The sequence below is a fragment of the Paracoccus laeviglucosivorans genome (genome assembly GCF_900182695.1).
In the GTDB taxonomy this organism is placed as follows: Bacteria; Pseudomonadota; Alphaproteobacteria; order Rhodobacterales; family Rhodobacteraceae; genus Paracoccus; species Paracoccus laeviglucosivorans.
This window is the reverse complement of record NZ_FXTK01000004.1, coordinates 320,093-338,506: the sequence shown is the minus strand read 5'-3', so window position 1 is coordinate 338,506 and position 18,414 is coordinate 320,093. Positions and strand designations below refer to the sequence as shown.

The window sequence follows — 18,414 nt, the reverse complement described above, 5'->3', positions numbered from 1 at the left end:
ATCTGGTAGACGACATGTTGGCGCGACTTGGCCGCGACCCGGATCCGATGACGCGCAGACGCTGCACCGTCGAGCATCCGTTCGGTACGATAAAGAGCTGGATGGGCGCAACGCACTTCCTAACAAGGCGCCTGCCGAACGTCAGGACGGAAATGGCACTGAACGTCCTCGCCTATAACATCAAACGGACCATCTCCCTGATCGGCACCCGGCGTCTGATAGCTGAAATCGCCGCCTGACGCGGTCGATGCGGATCAGCCGCAGTGACAACCACGGATTCCCCGCGCGCCGCTAACCACCTGTTTCCACACAGGCTCGGCCGATATGCGCGCGGGTGCAGGGGCCCTGCGTTCCGCCGAGGTCGGGGCGGAAAGCGTGGTTTCATGGCGGATCACCGTCAGGGGCGCGCGTGCGGGCGATCTCCGCCGTCCACGCCCGGAACAACGTCTGCGCATGGTGTCCGGGCGGCTTTTCCGCATCGAGGCCGTCGCCGAAAGCGACTGCAAGGGCCGCTATCTGATTTGTCACGCCAAAGAGGAGACGGACGCATGAGCTATGCGGCGACGGCGGCCTTGCAGGCGGCGGTCTATCAGGTGCTGCGCGGCAGCGATGCCTTGGCCGAACTGGTGGGCGACGCGATCTTCGATGCGATGCCGGTGGCGGCCCCTGCGGGAACCTATGTCTCGTTGGGGCCCGAGGATGTGCGGGACGGCGGCGACATGACAGGGGCGGGGGCGGTGCATGACTTCGTGATCTCGGTCCTGACGGGGGCGGATGATGCCAATGGCTTTGGCCGGGTCAAGGCCGCAGCCGCCGCCGTGTCCGAGGCGCTGGAGGCGGCGGACGTGCCGCTGACGCGCGGGCATCTGGTCGGCATCTGGTTTCAGCGCGCAAGGGCGCGGCGGGTGGAAAACGGCGCGGGGCGGCGGGTCGATCTGACCTTTCGCGCGCGCATTGATCTTGGGGCAAGGAGTTAGGCTATGGCGGTGCAGAACGGGCGCGACCTGCTGATCAAGATGGACATGACCGGGGACGGTCATTTCGAAACGGTCGCGGGCCTGCGGGCGACGCGGATCGCGTTCAACGCGGAAACGGTGGATGTCACCGGCATCGAAAGCGAGGGCCGCTGGCGCGAGCTTCTGGGCGGCGCGGGTGTGCGGTCGGCCAGCATCTCCGGTTCGGGGGTGTTTCGCGACGGAACCACCGACGAACGGGCGCGGCAGGTGTTCTTTGACGGCGAAGTGCCGCGCTTTCAGGTTGTGGTGCCGGATTTCGGCACGATCGAAGGACCGTTCCAGATCACGTCCCTGGAATATTCCGGCAGCTATAACGGCGAGGCGAGCTATGAGATTTCCTTGGCAAGCGCGGGCGCTGTCAGCTTCGTCTCGTTGTAAGATGGCGAACCCGTATTCGGGCGAGGTCGAGGTCTGGCTCGACGGCCAGCCCCATGTCGCCAGGCTGACGCTGGGTGCGCTGGCCGAGCTTGAGGGCGCGTTGGGCGCGGAAAGCATGATCGCGCTGGTCGAACGTTTCGAGGGTGGGCAGTTTTCCAGCAGCGACGTGATGGCCGTGCTGATCGCGGGTCTGCGCGGCGGAGGCTGGGCGGGCGACCGTGCGGCGTTCGCCGCCGCCGAATTGCGCGGTGGTCCGGTGGCTGCGGCGCATCAGGCGGCGCAGCTGCTGGCACGGGCCTTTCGCATCGAGGGCGCATGAACGCGCGCGGGCTGGATTGGCCGGGGCTGATCAAGGTGGGTCTTGGCCCCGCGCGGCTGGGCGGGTTGGGGCTGACGCCTGCGCAGTTCTGGGCGCTAACCCCGGCCGAACTGGCCCTGATGCTGGGGATCGAGCCGGGAACGCGCGCCATGTCGCGCGACCGGCTGGCGGAACTGGCGGCGCGTTATCCCGATCGGCCTGCGCCGCCGAAAGCATAGCAAACAGGAGGCGCCATCGTGGCGAACAAGGATGGGTTCGGCGCGCTCAGCGATGCCGGGGACAGCGCGCTGGGCCGCAGTCTGGACGAAAGCGGTCGCGTGACGGCGGCCTTTGAGCAGGAGCTTTCGCGGCTGCGCGAAGGGATGCTTTACACCAATCGCGAAGTCGGCTCGTTGGCGACGGGTATCGGCGGTGGTCTGCGGCGCGCATTCGAGGGGCTGGTCTTTGACGGTCTGAAGCTGAGCGATGCGTTGAAAGGCGTGGCGCGCAGCATGGCGGATACGGCCTTTGCAGTCGCGATGAAGCCGATCCAGCAGGCGCTGGCGGGCGCCATCTCGCAGGGGGTGAACGGGCTGGTATCGGGCGCGATGCCCTTTGCCGATGGTGGTGCATTCACGCAGGGCCGCGTGATGCCCTTTGCCAAGGGCGGCGTGGTCAGTGCCCCCACCTATTTCCCGATGCGCGGCGCGACCGGCCTGATGGGAGAGGCGGGGCCCGAGGCGATCATGCCTCTGCGCCGTGGTGCGGATGGCAAGCTGGGCGTAGCGGCGGCGGGCGGGGGGCGTCCGGTCCATGTGACCTTCAACGTCTCGACCCCCGATGTGGGCGGCTTTCAGCGGTCGCAAAGCCAGATCGCCGCACAATTGTCGCGGATGCTGGCGCGTGGCGAAAGGAACGGGTGACATGGCATTTCACGACATCAGGTTCCCTGCAAACCTGTCCTTTGGCAGTGTAGGCGGGCCAGAGCGGCGCACCGAGATCGTCGCGCTGAGCAATGGTCACGAAGAACGCCGCAGCCCCTGGGCACATTCGCGCCGCCGATATGACGCGGGAATGGGGCTGCGGTCGCTGGACGATGTGGCGGCCTTGGTCGCCTTTTTCGAGGCACGGGCCGGCCAGTTGCACGGTTTTCGCTGGAAGGACTGGTCTGATTACAAGTCGGCGGCCCCCAGTGCTGCCGTGGCCTATCAGGATCAGGTCATCGGACGTGGGGATGGCAAGCGGGTGCAGTTCACCCTGCGCAAGTCCTATCAGTCCGGTCCAGCGCGTTACTGGCGCCCCATCGCAAAGCCCGTGCCAGGCACGGTGCGGGCGGGGATCGGCAATGTCGAACAGTTCGATACGCTGGATTTCACGGTCGATGCCGCGCTGGGCATCCTGACTTTCAACGCGCCGCCTGCCGTGGGTGCCGAGATCACCGCGGGCTTTAAATTCGATGTGCCGGTTCGTTTTGACACGGACCGGATTGCGGTGTCGGTCGCCTCGTTTCAGGCGGGCGACCTGCCACAGGTTCCGGTGATCGAGGTGCGGCTGTGAAGGGCGAAACGATTGCGCGGGCTTGGGCTTTGGCGCGGGCCGACGGTCTGGTGCTGGGCTTTACGGATCACGACCGGGCCTTGCGGTTCGAGGGTATCTCGTTTCGTCCCGATGCGGGGCTGAGCGCCAGGGCTGTCGTGCAGGGCGCGGGCCTGTCGGTGGACAATACCGAAGCCGTTGGCGCGCTGTCGGACAGCGCCATCACAGAGAGCGACCTGATGGCCGGACGCTGGGACAGTGCCGATGTGCGCCTATGGGAGGTGGACTGGTCGGACGTGGCGAACCGCAGCCTGATCTTTCGCGGTCATCTGGGCGAGGTCAGCCGGAGCGGGGGCGCGTTCCGCGCCGAATTGCGCGGGTTGTCCGAGCCCCTGAACCAGACGCAGGGCCGGGTCTATCATCCGCGCTGTTCGGCTGAGCTGGGCGACGCCAAATGCCGTTTCGATCTGTCTGCTACGGGCTATTCCGCCGAAGGCCTGGTGCAGGAAACCGATGGCCAGCGCCTTGTCCTGACCGGCATCGCCGGTCACTACGCCGGTTGGTTCGAGCGCGGGCAGCTTGTCGTGCTGTCCGGGCAGGCGGCCGGTTTGCGGGGCTTGATCAAAGTCGATCTTGCCAGCCCGGCGGGGCGCGAGTTGGGACTTTGGACCTCGCTTGGGCTGCATCCAAAAGTCGGCGACCGCATCAGGCTGATCGCCGGTTGCGATAAGCGGCCCCAGACATGCCGGATGAAGTTTCTGAATTATCTGAACTTTCGCGGCTTTCCACATCTGCCCCCGGAAGATTGGCTGATTGCGCCCAAGGTGAACCGATGAGCCGCGTGGTCCATGCCGCGCGGGGCTGGATCGGGACGCCTTATGTGCATCAGGCCTCGGCCAAGGGGGCGGGGACGGATTGTCTGGGGCTGATCCGGGGCATCTGGCGCGAGTTCTTTGGTGCAGAACCCGAGCCGATGCCAGCCTATACCCCCGACTGGGGCGAGATGGGCGGTCGCGAATTGCTGATGCTGGGTGCGGGGCGATTGTTGCAGCCCGCGACCGAAGAAGCGCCGGGCGATGTGCTGATCTTTCGCATGAGCGCGGGCGCAGTTGCAAAGCACATGGGTATTCTGACGCAAACCGGGACCGCGCCGCGCTTCATCCATGCCTATGACCGGCATGGCGTGGTCGAAAGCCCGCTATCCGCTCCCTGGCGATTGCGCATCGCGGGCAGGTTCAGGTTTCCGACAATCGATTAGGAAAGGCAGGGCGTTATGGCGACGATACTTCTGGCGGCAGCCGGTGCATCCATCGGTGCGGGTTTTGGCAGCGCCGTGCTGGGGCTGTCGGGTGCGGTGATCGGCCGCGCGGTCGGCGCGACTTTGGGTCGGGTCATCGACCAGCGCCTGCTGGGTGCGGGGTCGAAAGCGGTCGAAACGGGCCGCGTCGATCGTATGCGTATCCAGACCGCGGGCGAAGGGCAGCCGATCCCGCGGGTCTGGGGCCAGATGCGGCTGCTGGGGCACACGATCTGGTCGGGTCCGCTGGTCGAAACGCGGCGCAAGCAGGGCGGCGGCAAGGGCACGGGTTCCAGCGCGACGCAGATCGGCTATCGGCTGAGCTTCGCGTTAGCCCTGTGCGAAGGGCCGATCCTTGGGGTGGGGCGCGTCTGGGCGGATGGCGAGGAGATCTCGGCCGACGATCTGAACATGCGCGTCTATCCGGGTGATGAAGACCAGATCCCCGATCCCGCCATTCACGGGCTGCTGGGCGACGACGCGCCAGCCTATCGCGGCATCGCCTATGTCGTGCTGGAGGATCTGGCGCTGGAGCGTTGGGGCAACCGCGTCCCGCAACTGCATTTCGAGGTGACGCGGGCCGCGCGTGACGGGCGCGGAATGTCGCGCGAGGTGCAGGCCGTGGCGCTAATCCCCGGAACGGGGGAATATTCGCTGGCGACCACTCCTGTCAGCTATGACAAAGGTCTAGGGGAAACGCAGGTCATCAACCATAACACGCCGGTGGCGGGAACGGATTTCCGCGCCTCGATGCAGGCATTGGGGCGGGAACTGCCGCGTGTCGGCTCGGTCTCGGTGGTGGTGTCGTGGTTCGGCGATGACCTGCGCGTCAGTGATTGCACCCTGCGCCCCAAGGTCGAGGACAAGTCGCGCGACGGTCAGGGTATGGCGTGGCGCGCGGGCGGCATCGCGCGGGATCAGGCCGACGAAGTGGCACGGGTGGATGGCCGCCCGATCTATGGCGGAACACCCGCCGATGGCAGCGTCATCGAGGCGCTGCGCGACATCGCGGCCAGCGGGCGGCGGGCGGTGTTCTATCCGTTCATCCTGATGGAGCAGATGGCCGGGAACGGCCGTCCCGATCCGTGGAGCGGGGCTGGCGACCAGCCGGTCATGCCGTGGCGTGGGCGGATCACCTCAAGCATCGCGGCGGGGCGTCCGGGCAGTCCGGCGGGGACGGCTGCGGCGGCTGCCGAGGTCGCCGCGTTCTTTGGCAGCGCACAGGCCCACCAGTTCACGCGCGACGGCGACCGCATTACCTATACCGGGCCGCAGGAATGGAGCTATCGCCGGTTCATCCTGCATTACGCGCATCTGTGCGCGGCGGCAGGCGGCATCGACGCCTTTCTGATCGGGTCCGAAATGATCGGGCTGACGCAGATTCAGGCGGTGAACGGCACGTTCCCGGCTGTCTCGCAATTGCGGCGGCTGGCGGGGGACGTGCGCAGCATTCTGGGCGAAGGCGTCAAGATCGGCTATGCGGCGGATTGGTCGGAATATTTCGGCTATCAGCCGCCCAGTGGCGATGTGTATTTCCATCTGGACCCGCTATGGGCCGATGACGCGATCGACTTTATCGGCATCGACAACTACATGCCGCTGTCCGACTGGCGCGATGGCGAAGATCACCTGGATGCGCGTTGGGGCCGGATCGACAATCCCGACTATCTGCGTGCCAATGTCGCGGGTGGCGAGGGTTACGACTGGTATTACGTCCGCGACGAGGATCGGCGGATGCAGGTCCGCACGCCGATCCATGATGGGCTGTTCGATGAGCATTGGTTGTGGCGATACAAGGACATCGCGAACTGGTGGGCGAACCCGCACCATGAGCGGGTGGGCGGTCAGCGTCGCGCCGGGAAAACCCCTTGGGTGCCAAGGTCCAAGCCGATCTGGTTCACCGAAATGGGCTGTGCCGCGCTGGACAAGGGCACCAACCAGCCCAACAAGTTTCTGGACGCGATGAGTTCGGAATCCATGTTGCCCTGGTTCTCGGACGGGCGGCGCGACGACAACGTGCAGGCGGCCTATATCCGCGCCATGACCGATTACTGGGGCGATCCGACGAACAACCCGGCGCGCGCCGCCTATGGCCGCACAGGCGCGGGGCGCATGATCGAGATGGACCGCGCCCATGTCTGGGCCTGGGATGCGCGCCCCTATCCGGCATTTCCGGCCCGCACCGATCTGTGGTCGGACGGCCCCGCATGGCAACGCGGCCATTGGCTGAACGGTCGCGCGGGGGCGGTGCCCTTGGCCGATGTGGTGGCCGAGATCTGCCGCGATGCGGGGGTCAAGGCGTTCGACACTTCGGGGCTTTACGGTCTGGTCAAGGGATATGCGATCAGCGGCGCGGAAAGCGGACGGGCCGCGTTGCAGCCGCTGATGCTGGCGCATGGTTTCGATGCGGTCGAGCGCGATGGCGTTCTGCGCTTTTCCATGCGCGACGCGCGCATTGATGCGGCGCTTGGCCCGGACGACATGGCGATCACGGATGATCTGGACGGTCCCGAATTCACCCGCGCCTCCGATGCCGAGATTCCGGGCCGCGTGCGGCTGACACATATCGAGGCGGGGGGCGACTATGCCGCCCGCACCGCCGAGACGCAGGTTCCGGGGGGCACCTTCCTGACCGTCTCGGACAGTGAGTTGCCCATGGCACTGACGCCGGGCGACGGTCAGATGATGGCGGAACGCTGGGTGTCCGAGACGCAGGTGGCGCGCGACATGGTGCGCTTTGCGCTGCCGCCATCGCTGGGGGTTATGGGGCCGGGTGATGTGGTCGAGTTGACCGAGACATCGGGGACCGTCCGGCGCTGGCGGATTGATCGGATCGAACGCGCCGGGGCCGTGACCGTCGATGCCGTCCGGGTCGAGCCGGGCGTCTATCGTCCGGCGCGGACCCCGGAGGTTGGCGCAAGTTCGCGGGCATTCGTGCCGCCGATCCCGGTGTGGCCGGTCTTTCTGGACCTGCCGCTGCTGCGTGGCGACGAGGTGGCACATGCGCCGCACGTCGCGGCAACGGCAACGCCATGGCCAGGATCGGCGGCTGTCTGGGCATCCGTCGAGGAAGCCGGAGGATATGCGCCCAATACGATGCTGGCCCAGCCTGCGGTCATGGGGGTCACGACGACGCCTTTGGCGGCGGTCCAGCCGGGCGTCTGGGATCGGGGCCCCGCGTTGCGGGTGCAGATCAAAGGCGGCTCGCTGGAAAGCGCGACCGAGGCTGCGTTGCTGGCCGGTGCGAACCTGATGGCAATCGGCGACGGCTCGGCCGAGGGATGGGAGCTGCTGCAGTTCCGCGATGCAAGGCTGATCGCGCCGGGGCTATGGGAAATCCAGACGCGGCTGCGGGGGCAGGCGGGGACGGATGCGTTCATGCCCGCCGTCTGGCCGGTCGGCAGCACGGTCGTTTTGCTGGATGCGGCTGTGGTGCAGGTCGATCTGCCCCCCTCGGCCCGCAACCAGATGCGGCATTGGCGCATCGGGCCGGGCACGCGCGCGCCGGACGATCCCAGCTATCGCCATATCGGCGCGGCCTTTCGCGGCGCGGGGCTGCGCCCGCTGTCACCCTGCCATCTGGCAGTGCGCGGGACGGCGATCACCTGGGTGCGCCGCACCCGCGTGCATGGCGATGACTGGGGTGGCCCCGACGTGCCACTGGGCGAGGCGCAGGAGCGATATTCGGCACGGCTGGTCCGCGACGGGTCGGTTCTGGCCGAAACGATTGTCGGTGAGCCGCGCTGGACGGTTCCGGCGCAGATGTGGAACGCGGCAAAGGCGGGTGGCGCCTTTGAGATACAGATTGCCCAACTGTCCGACATGTTCGGCGCCGGGCCTTATGCAAGGATGACGGTCAATGGCTGATGCAACCGCGAATATGGACTTGCCGCTGCTGCTGCCTGCACAGGCGCAAAAGCATGTCACGGTGAACGACGCGCTGATGCGGCTGGACGGGCAGGTCGATCTGGTGCTGCAAAGCGTCACACGCAGCGCGCCGCCCGAAACAGTGGTGGATGGCATGTGTTGGGGCGTCCCGGCAGGCGCGACAAACGCATGGGAGGGGCAAGGCGGCAGGATCGCCATCGGCGCGAATGGCGGCTGGATCTTCGTGCAACCGCGCTTTGGCCGGCGCGCGTGGATCGCGGATCGCGGCGTCGGTGCCATCCACAACGGCGCGGCCTGGGTCATCGGCGCGGTCAGCCTTGGGCAGCACGGCTCGGGGATGATCGCTGGGCAACTATCCGAGGATGTGACCCTGAGCGCCGGGGCCGCCGCGACGACCGCGATGGTCATTCCGGCGGGCGCGATGGTCATCGGTGTGACCGCGCGGGTGCTGACCGCGATTACCGGCACCGCGACAAGCTGGTCACTCGGTCATGCCGATGCGCTTAACCGTTTCGGCGAGGGCTTGGGCAAAACGGTCGGATCGTGGTCGCGCGGCATCCTTTCAGCACCGATGACCTATTGGAATCCTTTGGCTTTGCGGCTGACGGCGGTAGGTGGGCAATTCGCAGGCGGGCGGGTCCGCGTCGTCATTCATTGGTGGGAGTTGCGCATTCCTGATTGAGCGGGCCTTTAAGATTTTGCCGCGATCCATTAAGTCTGGTTCAACAAGCCAGACGGACGCGCCGCTATGAACCTTCAAAAGGACATGATCGAACCGATTTCGGACGAGGCGCGCCATGATGAGCGTGCCTTGATCTGGTCGCGGATTCAGCGCGAGGCCCGGATCGCTGTCCGCGACGAGCCGTTGCTGGGCGCGCTGATTCATGCGGGGCTCCTGCATCATTCGACGTTTGAGGCAGCGATGGCCTATCGCTTCTCGCTCAAGCTCGCATCGCGTGAGATGAGCGAGCAGATCCTGCGCGAGATCGCGGATGACGCTTTTGCGCGTTCGCCAGATTTGGCAAAGGCAGGGCAGGCGGATTTGCTGGCGGTCTATGATCGCGACCCGGCGACGCATCGGCTGATGCAGCCCATCCTGTTCTTCAAGGGTTATCAGGCGTTGCAGGCTTACCGGATTGGCCATTGGCTGTGGCAGCAGGGCCGTTCGGACATGGCTTATTTCGTGCAGATGCGCTGCTCGGAGGTGTTCGGGGTCGATATTCATCCGGCGGCGCGGATCGGCACGGGGGTGATGATCGATCACGCCCATTCCATCGTCATCGGCGAAACCGCCGTAGTCGGCAATGACGTATCGATGCTGCACTCGGTGACACTGGGCGGCACAGGCAAGGAAGACGGCGACCGCCATCCCAAGATCGGCAATGGCGTCATGATAGGTGCCGGGGCCAAGGTTCTGGGCAATATTCAGGTCGGCCACCATTCCCGCATCGCCGCCGGCTCGGTGGTTCTGCGCGACGTGCCGCCGTGCAAGACCGTCGCAGGTGTGCCCGCGCGGATCGTGGGTGACGCGGGTTGCACCGATCCGTCGAATACGATGAACCAGCTGCTAGGTCACGACGACTTGTTCTGATCCGTCAGAGCCAGTCGTCGATCCCGCTGCCGCTGAGTTCCTGCAGCGTCAGTTTTTCTTTGGCCAGTCGCGCGTCCAGTTCACGCGCGATGCGGTCGGCCAGTGAAAAGCCCTGATAGATCAGCGCGGAATAGATCTGCACCGCCGATGCACCTGCGCGCAGCTTCTGCCATGCCTGTTCGGTCGATCCGATGCCGCCGACGCCTATGATCGGCAGTCGCCCGTCGATCTGTCGTGCCAGCCGGGCCAGAACATGCGTCGATTTGGCGAAAAGCGGCGCGCCGGAGAGCCCGCCGGTTTCTTGCGCGTGGCGCGGACCAATGCCGTCGCGGGCAAGTGTCGTGTTGGTGGCGATGATGCCGTCGATGCCTGCGCCAAGCGCAACGGATGCGACATCGGCAATCGCCGCCTCATCAAGGTCGGGCGCGATCTTGACGAAAAGCGGCGGGCGACGGCCAAGCGCATCGCGTGCCGCGACCGCCCCGTCCAGCAGCGCGGCCAGCGCATCCGCCCCCTGCAGATCGCGCAGCTTTTCGGTGTTGGGCGACGAGACGTTGACGGTCAGGAAATCCGCCGTCTCGCCCGCGATGCGGATGACGGTGGCGAAATCGGTGCTTTTGTCGGTGCTGTCCTTGTTCGCGCCAATGTTCAGGCCCACGGGAATGCCTTCGGGATAGCGGCGCGGACGTGCGGCAAGACGCGCGGCAATCGCCTCGGCCCCTTGGTTGTTGAAGCCGAAGCGGTTGATGATCGCCCGATCTTCGGTCAGCCGGAACAGGCGGGGCTTGGGGTTGCCGGGCTGGGGACGCGGTGTTGCCGCGCCCACCTCGATAAATCCGAAACCGGCTTTCATCAGCGCGGGCAGCACGCGGGCGTTCTTGTCATACCCGGCGGCTAGCCCGACAGGGTTCGGCAGGTCCAGCCCCGCCAGATTGATCCGCAACCGGTCCGAGGTCGCAGGCTTGCCGGGCAGCGGGACCATGCCGTTCGACAGCGCCCGGATCGACAGGTCATGCGCTTTTTCCGGGTCCAGCTTGTGCAGGGCGCGAAGGCCGAAATGTTCAAGCAGGTTCACGTCAGCTCTCCGGGGTCGTGGCCTTCGGGGCCAAGGGCGATGTCGCGCGACCACAGGATGTCGTCGCGGGTCAGGTCGCGATAAAGATGGGGAAACAGCGCCCCCCCGCGCGAAGGTTCCCAGCGCAGCGGTTCAAGTGCTGTCGTATCCACGGCCAGCAGGCGTAGATCCCGCTCGGCTGCGAAATGCTTGGCCAGCGTGCCTGGAACCTGATCGGCGGTGGACAGGTGGATGTAGCCATCGGCCAGATCGACAGGTGCGCCGGAACTGCGGCCTTGGCGCAGAAAGGCATCGTATTCGGACTTGCGGAAAATCTTATAGGCCAGCATGACCGAGTTCATGCGCCGCGCCATGCGTGCCGTCAAGCGTGAACCTTTTCCGACAGGTGCCATCCTTGGTTGACTGCACCCCGCCCATCCCGGAAGCTGCCCCTGACATCCATCGGCGAGGATATGAGATGAAAAGCTGGCTTCTGGTTTCGGCCGCCGTTCTGGCGCTTGGTGTGGGGCAGGCAAAGGCGGATTTCACGCTGCACGTCCTGCATATCAACGATTTCCACAGCCGCGTCGAAGCCATCAACAAATACGACAGCACCTGCGACGCCGAGACGGATGCAAAGGGCGAATGCTTCGGCGGGGTCGCGCGACTTTCCAGCAAGATTAACGAATTGCGCGATCAACTTCGTGCCGAAGGGCAGAATGTCGTCGTGCTGGACGCGGGCGATCAGTATCAGGGCAGCCTGTTTTACACGACCTATAAGGGCAAGGATACCGTTGAGTTCATGAATGCCATCGGCTTTGACGCCATGGCGGTCGGCAACCATGAATTCGACGACGGTCCGGCAGGGCTGAAGGTGCTGACGGACGGCGCAAAGTTCCCGGTCGTTTCGGGCAATCTGGATCTGTCTCAATCGCCCGAGCTTAAGGATGCGGTCGGTGGCGCGTTGACGCTGGATGTGGGCGGTCAGAAGGTCGGCATCGTTTCGGCGCTGACGATGGACACGCCGGACATCTCGTCTCCCGGTGACAAGGTGATCTTTCAGAACGATCTGGACAGCCTGAAGGCCGATGTGCAGGAACTGACCGATCAGGGCGTGACCAAGATCGTGGCGTTGACCCACGAAGGCTATCTGCGCGACCAAACCATCGCAGCCGAAGTTGCCGGTATCGACGCGATCATCGGGGGCCACAGCCACACGCTGCTGGGCGATATGGAGGGCGCGGCTGGTCCTTATCCCACCATGATCAAGGGACCGGACGGGGCTGAAGTCCCGATTGCGACGGCCTATGCTTACGGCAAATATCTGGGGCATCTGGTTCTGACTTGGGACGATGCTGGCAAGCTGACCAAGGTGGAGGGGGCGCCGATCCTGTTGGATGCTTCGGTGACGCCCGATGCGCGTATCGCCGCACGGGTCACAGAAATGGCCGCCCCGATCGAGGAGTTGAAGCAAAAGCGCGTGGCCGAGATCAAGGCCCCCATCGGCGGCGAGCGTGAGAACTGCCGCCAGCGCGAATGCGAGATGGGCAATGTGGTGACGGATGCCATGCTGGCCCGCGTCAAATCGCAGGGCATCACCATCGCGATCGAAAATGGCGGCGGACTTCGTGCCTCGATCCAGGAGGGTCTGGTGACGATGGGTGATGTGCTGAACGTGTTGCCGTTCCAGAACACGCTGTCCACCTTTGATCTGAAGGGCGCGGATATTGTCGCGGCGCTGGAAAATGGCGCGAGCCAGTATGAACAGGGCGCAGGTCGTTTCGCACAGGTCGCGGGCCTGAAATACACCGTGGATACCAAGGCGGCCGCCGGTCAGCGTATTTCCGAAGTGATGGTCCGCGAAGGCGAGAACTGGGTCGCGATCGATCCGGCCAAGGTTTATGGCGTCGCCTCGAACAACTACATGCGGGCGGGTGGCGACGGCTACAAGGTCTTCGAAACCAATGCGACCGATGCATATGACTTTGGCCCCGACCTGGCGGATGTGCTGGCCGAATATCTTGCCGCGCAAGGCCCGGATTTCGTGCCCGTGCTGGATGGCCGCATCACGGTGAAGTAATCTTAGCCCCGGTCGGTCGTTTCAGTGCGGTCGAGTTCGCTTTGCAGAAAGCGTTCGAAATCGTCCAGATCGACCGGGTCGAACTGCCCGAAGCCCTGCATCCAGACCGATGCGCTGCGCAGGCTTTCGGGTTCCAGCTTGCACCAGATGATCCGACCCCGCCGCTCCTGCCGGATCAGTCCCGCCCCCGCCAGCACCGCAAGATGCTTGGAAATGGCTGCAAGGCTCATCTCGAACGGGGCTGCGACATCGGTGACGGACATGTCATCCTCCAGCAACATGCCAAGGATCGCTCGCCGTGTCGGATCGGCCAGAGCGGCGAAAATAGCGTCAAGTTGCGGGTTGGGTCCGGTCATCGCGTTTGTTTAACCGATGAGTTGAATAAAGGCTACTGCTGCTAACGGATACGCTATCGGCGAAACCTGCCAAGAACGTTACCGTTAAATGATTAACTTTCAACGACTTATTTTGCGTGCCCCATTGCTTGACTTGGCGCGCGTCAACACCTATCACCGCCCCAACTGATAACGGGGGTGTGAGCCGTGGCCGAAGAACCGGACCATGACGCTTCGCGAGCCCGAGACGCGGAGCGGTTGCGCGACCTTGAAACCCGATTGGGTGAACGGGCTGCGAAAACACCCGGCTCTGGCGGGGAAGAACATTTCAGTCAGGCCAATATGGCCTGGCGCATGGTGACCGAGCTGGTGGCTGGATTGGGCATCGGTTTCGGGGTCGGGTTCGGGCTGGACACATTGTTCGGCACCACGCCGCTCCTGATGGTCGTCTTCGTGCTGTTCGGCCTGGCGGCCGGGGTGAAGACGATGCTGCGGACGGCCAGGGAAATTGGCAAGGCACCGGGGCAGCCCGGCGACGACAAGGGTGAATGACGATGGCTGTGACTGAAGAAAAAGTTGAGGGTCTGGTTTTCCACCCGATGGACCAGTTCACCGTCAAGCCGCTGTTCGGCGGGACGGAAATCCATTGGTTCACGCCCACCAACGCAACGCTGTGGATGGCGCTGACCGCGTTGGCCGTGATCGCGTTGCTGGTGTTCGGCACCCGTGGCCGCGCCATCATTCCCAGCCGCAGCCAGTCCATCGCGGAACTGATGTATGGCATGGTCCGCAAGATGGTCGAAGACATCACCGGCAAAGAGGGGCTGAAATACTTCCCCTATATCATGACGCTGTTCTGCTTCATCCTGTTTGCGAACGCGCTGGCCTTGCTGCCCATGTCCTTCTCGTCCACCTCGCAGATCGCTGTGACGGCGGTGCTGGCAATGATGGTTTTCGTCGGCGTGACGGTTCTGGGCTTCGTCAAGAACGGCACGCATTTCCTGGGTCTGTTCTGGGTCAGCTCGGCCCCGGCGCTGATGCGTCCGGTTCTGGCCGTGATCGAACTGATCTCCTACTTCGTGCGTCCGGTCAGCCACTCCATTCGTCTTGCCGGCAACATCATGGCAGGCCACGCCGTTATGAAGGTGTTCGCAGCCTTTGGCGCAGTCGCAGCCCTGGCACCCGTGTCGATCCTGGCGATCGTCGGCGTCTACGCGCTGGAAGTGCTGGTTGTGACCATCCAAGCCTATGTCTTTACCATCCTGACCTGCGTCTATCTGAAAGACGCGCTGCATCCGTCGCACTAAGCGCGGCCCCGCAGTTTCAGGATAATCGAAACCCTTTCCAAAGCCTCAAGGAGCATGAATATGGAAAATCTGGGTCAACTCGGTCAGTATCTCGGCGCCGGTCTGGCTTGCATCGGCATGGCCGGGGCTGCCATGGGTGTGGGCAACGTTGCTGGCAACTACCTGTCGGGCGCCCTGCGCAACCCGTCGGCTGCTGCTTCGCAAACCGCCACGCTGTTCATCGGCATGGCCTTCGCCGAAGCTCTGGGGATCTTCTCGTTCCTCGTCGCTCTGCTGCTGCTGTTCGCAGTCTGATCCTTTGCCATCCTTGCGGTTGGGTGGGGGCGTGATGCGCCCACCCGATTGTGAAACGACCGGCATGGGGTAGGACATGATCAGCCTGTTGCAACAGACCGCGCCAGTCGTGGTCGAAGAATCAGAAACGGTGATCATCACCGAGCACGGCGCGGAAGCGGCGGCGGCACATGGTGCAGATGCAGCGCATGCTGCGGCTGGCGCCGCTGGCCACGCAGCAAGCGCACCCGGCATGCCGCAGTTGGATATCACCACCTTCGGCAACCAGATCTTCTGGCTGCTTGTGGTGCTGGCCGTGATTTATTGGGTCCTGTCGCGCGTGGCTTTGCCGCGTATCGGTGGGGTCATCAGCGATCGTCAGGGCGCCATCACCGGCGATCTTATGGCGGCCGAGGAATTCAAGCAGAAAGCCAAGGACGCGGAAGCCGCCTATGATAAGGCGCTGGCCGATGCGCGGGCAGAAGCAAGCAAGATCGTCGCCGCGAACAAGGCTGAGATCCAGAAGGAACTCGATGCTGCCATCGCACATGCGGATGCGGAAATCGCCGCGCGCGCTGTCGAATCCGAAAAGCGCATCGGTGAAATCAGGGCTTCGGCTGTCGAGGACGCGCGCAGCGTGGCCCGCGAAGTGACCGAGGCGCTGGTCCAGAGCTTCGGTGGCAATGCGGATCAGGGTCTGATCAACGCGGCCGTCGATCAGCGACTGAAGGGGGCGCTGCAATGAAACGTCTGAGCGTCCTTTTCGCCCTGCTGGCAAGCCCCGCCTTTGCGGCTTCGGGCCCGTTCTTTTCGCTGCGGAACACGGATTTCATCGTCACGCTGGCCTTCCTGGTCTTTGTGGGGATCCTGATCTATTTCCGCGTGCCGCAACTGATCGGCGGTCTTCTGGACAAACGCGCCGAGGGCATCCGCAACGATCTGGTCGAGGCACGTCGCCTGCGCGAAGAAGCGCAGGAGATCTATGCCAGCTATGAGCGTCGTCAGCGCGAAGTCAAAGGTCAGGCCGATGAGATCGTCGCCAATGCCAAGCGCGAAGCGACCAGCGAAGCTGAAAAGGCCAAGAAAGCCCTGCAGGTTTCGATCGAGCGTCGCCTGAAAGCCGCCGAAGAGCAGATCGCAGGTGCTGAGGCCGATGCCGTGCGTGCCGTGCGTGACCGTGCGATCCAGACGGCCATCGCCGCCGCGACTGAGATTCTGGGCCAGCAGGCAACTGCCGACCAGCGCAGCGCAGGCATCGACAAGGCCATCGACGACGTCGCACGTCGCCTGAACTGATAACGAGAAAAGGGCTCGCCCGAGACCCTTTGGACAGTGAAAAAGCCCCGGATGCAGCCGCATCCGGGGCTTTTTTGCATTTGCGGTTCGGGACAGGGCCGGGAAACATACCGGAACGAGCGTGGTACGATACGCCCCCTATGCTGCGCTTATTTCTTTGGATCCGCGCGCCGCTCGAAACACAATGCGATCATCGTCACCTTGTCGGGCAGCCGCCCTGGTCCTGTGACCACGCGGTGCTGCGGGTCAGCCGCAAGTCATTCGGGACATATCAAGATGATCGATCAGGTTTCGCATTCCAGACAAAGACGGGCGCTGCGCCCTTTACGGGTCGGGGCGGTCATGCACCGCCGACGCAGCAATCGGACATGGCCACCGATGGAATTGCCCGAAAGCGTGACGCTGGAGGAGGCCGCGATATGGCTGGAACAATCGGCGGACGGGGCCGCGACCGTCATCGCTGATCGCGGCTATCCCTGCGGCATCGTCGAGCTGCGCGACGTGCGAAAGCGGCTGCGCTAGGTTGCTGACATGCAAAGGGCCGGCAGTCATGCTGCCGGCCCATGCCTTGTCGCTATCGGATCGCTTAGCGGGTCGTGGTCGGTATGATCTGGATTTCGACGCGGCGGTTCTGGGCACGGCCAGCCGCGCTGTCGTTCGAGGCCACCGGGTTCGATGCGCCACGGCCAGAGGTCGCGAGGCGGCCTTGCGACACGCCACCGGCGGCAAGGATGCCCGAAACCGAACGTGCGCGACGCTCGGACAGATCTTGGTTATAGGCGGCCGAACCGGTGCTGTCGGTATGGCCGATAACCTGAATGCGGCTGTTCGGATATTGGTTCAGGTTGCGCGCGATGGTGTAAAGGTCGTTCTGGCCTTGCGCACCGACCGCAGCGGAATCCGTGGCGAACAGGGTCGATTCCGGCATGATGACCGACAGGTAGCTGCCGTGGTTCACGATCTGGATGTTCGGGTTGTTCAGCGATTGCTGAAGCGCGCGCTGCTGCTGATCAAGGATCGAGCCGCCGACCGCACCGGCGGTCGCGCCGATCACCGCGCCTTTCAACGCGTTTTCGCGGCTTTCGCCCGCGCCGATCAGGCCGCCGACAACGGCACCCGCAATAGCGCCCTGCTGGGTGCGGCTCATGTTGCTGCCCGGCGTCGTGGGGTTGCCATAGGGGTCGGTCGTGGCGCAGGCGCCAAGGGCAAGCACGCCCGCGGATACGGCCAGCAGCGAAATACGGAGTTTCATTTTATCACCTTTCTTCATGGGGCGATCCTACGTCGCCTGTCCTACGACGCGGCCGTTGCCTGTTTCACAGGCTGAACAGCGGCTGATGCCCAAACGTGGGCAACATGGCACGGGTTCCGAGCCAACTCTACCGGAATGCGCGGAAAAATTGCACGGCCCCCTCACATTGCAGCGATGGGGCGGGGGGCGATGCTCGCGCCTTCGCGGGTCAGCAGGGCATGTTTCACGGCCTCGCCCCAGTGATAGCCGCCGATGCCGCCGCCGGATCGGGTGACACGGTGGCAGGGCACGATCCATGAGACGGGGTTTTGCCCGACCGCCGTGCCGATGGCGCGCAGAGCCTTGGGCCTGCCGATCCGTTGGGCCAGACCCGCGTAGCTGATCAATTCCCCCAAAGGAATATTCAGCAGCGCCCGCCAGACCAGCATCTGAAATTCGGTCCCGACAAGGCGCACGGTCACGTCGCCATGACCGGTCAGAAGGGTGTCGATGGCGGGGGTCAGCGCCTTTGGGTTGTCAACCAGCCGGGCGCGGGGCCAGCGGATCGCCAGATCCGTCAGCACCTTGGCCGGGGTCATGTCGCCTGCGATGCCCAGACCCCATAGCGCGCCGTCCGCGCCAAGCGCCACGAGGGTTCCGATGGGCGAGGGGAACGTGCCATGGCACAGCACTGCGCCTGCATCGTCGCCGGGCATTGCGGTGACGGTGACATTCAGCCCGGAGGGGCCGGTTTCCCCGAAACTCATGGCAATCTGGGTCATGTGGCCCCCTTTGCCCACAGGCTAGATCAAAGCGGCGGAAAATCCCAGTCGC

At 64.4% G+C, this 18,414-nt stretch carries 25 protein-coding genes; 20 read left to right on the top strand and 5 right to left on the bottom strand.

Translation table 11 applies throughout. The features are described from left to right. The 13 genes from FN835_RS07285 to cysE all read left to right on the top strand — a co-directional run. A partial coding sequence (locus FN835_RS07285) for a transposase (protein ID WP_142662542.1) occupies positions 1–239 on the top strand: 239 nt, incomplete at its 5' end. An 85-nt stretch (positions 240–324) separates the two neighbouring features. Beyond that, on the top strand, positions 325–552 hold the full coding sequence (locus tag FN835_RS07280) for a phage head completion protein (RefSeq protein ID WP_142662541.1): 228 nt from the start codon (positions 325–327) through the stop codon (positions 550–552). Beyond that, positions 549–977, top strand: a complete 429-nt coding sequence (locus FN835_RS07275; RefSeq protein WP_142662540.1) for a DUF3168 domain-containing protein — start codon at positions 549–551, stop codon at positions 975–977. The genes FN835_RS07280 and FN835_RS07275 overlap by 4 nt, the downstream gene beginning before the upstream one ends. A 3-nt stretch (positions 978–980) precedes the next feature. Then, positions 981–1,394, top strand: a complete 414-nt coding sequence (locus FN835_RS07270) for a phage major tail protein, TP901-1 family (protein ID WP_142662539.1) — start codon at positions 981–983, stop codon at positions 1,392–1,394. Between the two features lies 1 nt (position 1,395). Beyond that, a complete protein-coding gene (locus FN835_RS07265) occupies positions 1,396–1,713 on the top strand; it encodes a gene transfer agent family protein (RefSeq protein WP_142662538.1) in 318 nt (105 codons plus the stop codon). Beyond that, positions 1,710–1,931 carry a phage tail assembly chaperone gene (locus FN835_RS07260; protein ID WP_142662537.1) on the top strand — a complete coding sequence of 74 codons (222 nt, stop codon included), beginning with the start codon at positions 1,710–1,712 and terminating at the stop codon, positions 1,929–1,931. The genes FN835_RS07265 and FN835_RS07260 overlap by 4 nt, the downstream gene beginning before the upstream one ends. A gap of 18 nt (positions 1,932–1,949) precedes the next feature. Further along, positions 1,950–2,615, top strand: coding sequence for a phage tail tape measure protein (locus FN835_RS07255; protein WP_142662536.1), 666 nt, complete (start codon positions 1,950–1,952; stop codon positions 2,613–2,615). A gap of 1 nt (position 2,616) precedes the next feature. After that, on the top strand, positions 2,617–3,249 hold the full coding sequence (locus tag FN835_RS07250) for a DUF2460 domain-containing protein (RefSeq protein ID WP_142662535.1): 633 nt from the start codon (positions 2,617–2,619) through the stop codon (positions 3,247–3,249). Beyond that, positions 3,246–4,064 (top strand): DUF2163 domain-containing protein, encoded by an 819-nt coding sequence (locus FN835_RS07245; protein ID WP_142662534.1) that lies wholly within the window; start codon positions 3,246–3,248, stop codon positions 4,062–4,064. The genes FN835_RS07250 and FN835_RS07245 overlap by 4 nt, the downstream gene beginning before the upstream one ends. Beyond that, entirely contained in the window at positions 4,061–4,486 is a 426-nt protein-coding gene (locus tag FN835_RS07240) for an NlpC/P60 family protein (protein ID WP_142662533.1), read from the top strand. The genes FN835_RS07245 and FN835_RS07240 overlap by 4 nt, the downstream gene beginning before the upstream one ends. Before the next feature lie 15 nt (positions 4,487–4,501). Continuing rightward, positions 4,502–8,392 (top strand): baseplate multidomain protein megatron, encoded by a 3,891-nt coding sequence (locus FN835_RS07235; protein ID WP_142662532.1) that lies wholly within the window; start codon positions 4,502–4,504, stop codon positions 8,390–8,392. Further along, on the top strand, positions 8,385–9,095 hold the full coding sequence (locus FN835_RS07230; RefSeq protein ID WP_142662531.1) for a DUF2793 domain-containing protein: 711 nt from the start codon (positions 8,385–8,387) through the stop codon (positions 9,093–9,095). Before FN835_RS07235 ends, FN835_RS07230 begins: the two co-directional genes overlap by 8 nt. Positions 9,096–9,161: 66 nt before the next feature. Next, entirely contained in the window at positions 9,162–10,004 is an 843-nt protein-coding gene (gene cysE, locus FN835_RS07225; RefSeq protein ID WP_142662530.1) for a serine O-acetyltransferase, read from the top strand. A 4-nt stretch (positions 10,005–10,008) separates the two neighbouring features. Here cysE and FN835_RS07220 read toward each other — a convergent pair whose 3' ends face one another. Further along, complete coding sequence (locus tag FN835_RS07220) at positions 10,009–11,079, bottom strand: quinone-dependent dihydroorotate dehydrogenase (protein ID WP_142662529.1); 1,071 nt, start codon at positions 11,077–11,079, stop codon at positions 10,009–10,011. Next, on the bottom strand, positions 11,076–11,408 hold the full coding sequence (locus tag FN835_RS07215) for a DUF952 domain-containing protein (RefSeq protein WP_142662561.1): 333 nt from the start codon (positions 11,406–11,408) through the stop codon (positions 11,076–11,078). The genes FN835_RS07220 and FN835_RS07215 overlap by 4 nt, the downstream gene beginning before the upstream one ends. Positions 11,409–11,536: 128 nt before the next feature. Between FN835_RS07215 and FN835_RS07210 the strand changes: the two genes are divergently transcribed. Then, positions 11,537–13,138 carry a bifunctional metallophosphatase/5'-nucleotidase gene (locus FN835_RS07210; RefSeq protein ID WP_142662528.1) on the top strand — a complete coding sequence of 534 codons (1,602 nt, stop codon included), beginning with the start codon at positions 11,537–11,539 and terminating at the stop codon, positions 13,136–13,138. 2 nt (positions 13,139–13,140) lie between these two features. Here the strand turns inward: FN835_RS07210 and FN835_RS07205 are convergent, their stop codons facing one another. Continuing rightward, positions 13,141–13,494 (bottom strand): ArsR/SmtB family transcription factor, encoded by a 354-nt coding sequence (locus FN835_RS07205; RefSeq protein WP_142662527.1) that lies wholly within the window; start codon positions 13,492–13,494, stop codon positions 13,141–13,143. A 237-nt stretch (positions 13,495–13,731) separates the two neighbouring features. Here FN835_RS07205 and FN835_RS07200 point away from each other — a divergent pair, with 237 nt between their 5' ends. From FN835_RS07200 to FN835_RS07175, 6 genes are all read left to right on the top strand, one after another. Further along, complete coding sequence (locus tag FN835_RS07200; protein ID WP_246098665.1) at positions 13,732–14,025, top strand: AtpZ/AtpI family protein; 294 nt, start codon at positions 13,732–13,734, stop codon at positions 14,023–14,025. A 2-nt stretch (positions 14,026–14,027) separates the two neighbouring features. Next, the gene (locus FN835_RS07195; protein ID WP_425467460.1) at positions 14,028–14,780 is read left to right on the top strand and encodes a F0F1 ATP synthase subunit A; all 753 of its coding nucleotides are present in this window, start codon (positions 14,028–14,030) and stop codon (positions 14,778–14,780) included. Between the two features lie 60 nt (positions 14,781–14,840). After that, positions 14,841–15,074, top strand: a complete 234-nt coding sequence (locus tag FN835_RS07190; protein WP_036740245.1) for a F0F1 ATP synthase subunit C — start codon at positions 14,841–14,843, stop codon at positions 15,072–15,074. Positions 15,075–15,150: 76 nt separating this feature from the next. Then, positions 15,151–15,798, top strand: coding sequence for a F0F1 ATP synthase subunit B' (locus FN835_RS07185; protein WP_142662524.1), 648 nt, complete (start codon positions 15,151–15,153; stop codon positions 15,796–15,798). Next, positions 15,795–16,349, top strand: a complete 555-nt coding sequence (locus FN835_RS07180) for a F0F1 ATP synthase subunit B (protein ID WP_142662523.1) — start codon at positions 15,795–15,797, stop codon at positions 16,347–16,349. Before FN835_RS07185 ends, FN835_RS07180 begins: the two co-directional genes overlap by 4 nt. Positions 16,350–16,691: 342 nt before the next feature. Further along, on the top strand, positions 16,692–16,871 hold the full coding sequence (locus FN835_RS07175) for a DUF294 nucleotidyltransferase-like/CBS domain-containing protein (RefSeq protein ID WP_142662522.1): 180 nt from the start codon (positions 16,692–16,694) through the stop codon (positions 16,869–16,871). 64 nt (positions 16,872–16,935) lie between these two features. Here FN835_RS07175 and FN835_RS07170 read toward each other — a convergent pair whose 3' ends face one another. Then, entirely contained in the window at positions 16,936–17,601 is a 666-nt protein-coding gene (locus FN835_RS07170) for a YiaD family glycine zipper/OmpA-like lipoprotein (protein WP_142662521.1), read from the bottom strand. A gap of 161 nt (positions 17,602–17,762) precedes the next feature. Further along, positions 17,763–18,362, bottom strand: a complete 600-nt coding sequence (locus FN835_RS07165; protein WP_142662520.1) for a methylated-DNA--[protein]-cysteine S-methyltransferase — start codon at positions 18,360–18,362, stop codon at positions 17,763–17,765. Positions 18,363–18,414 lie beyond the last annotated feature (52 nt).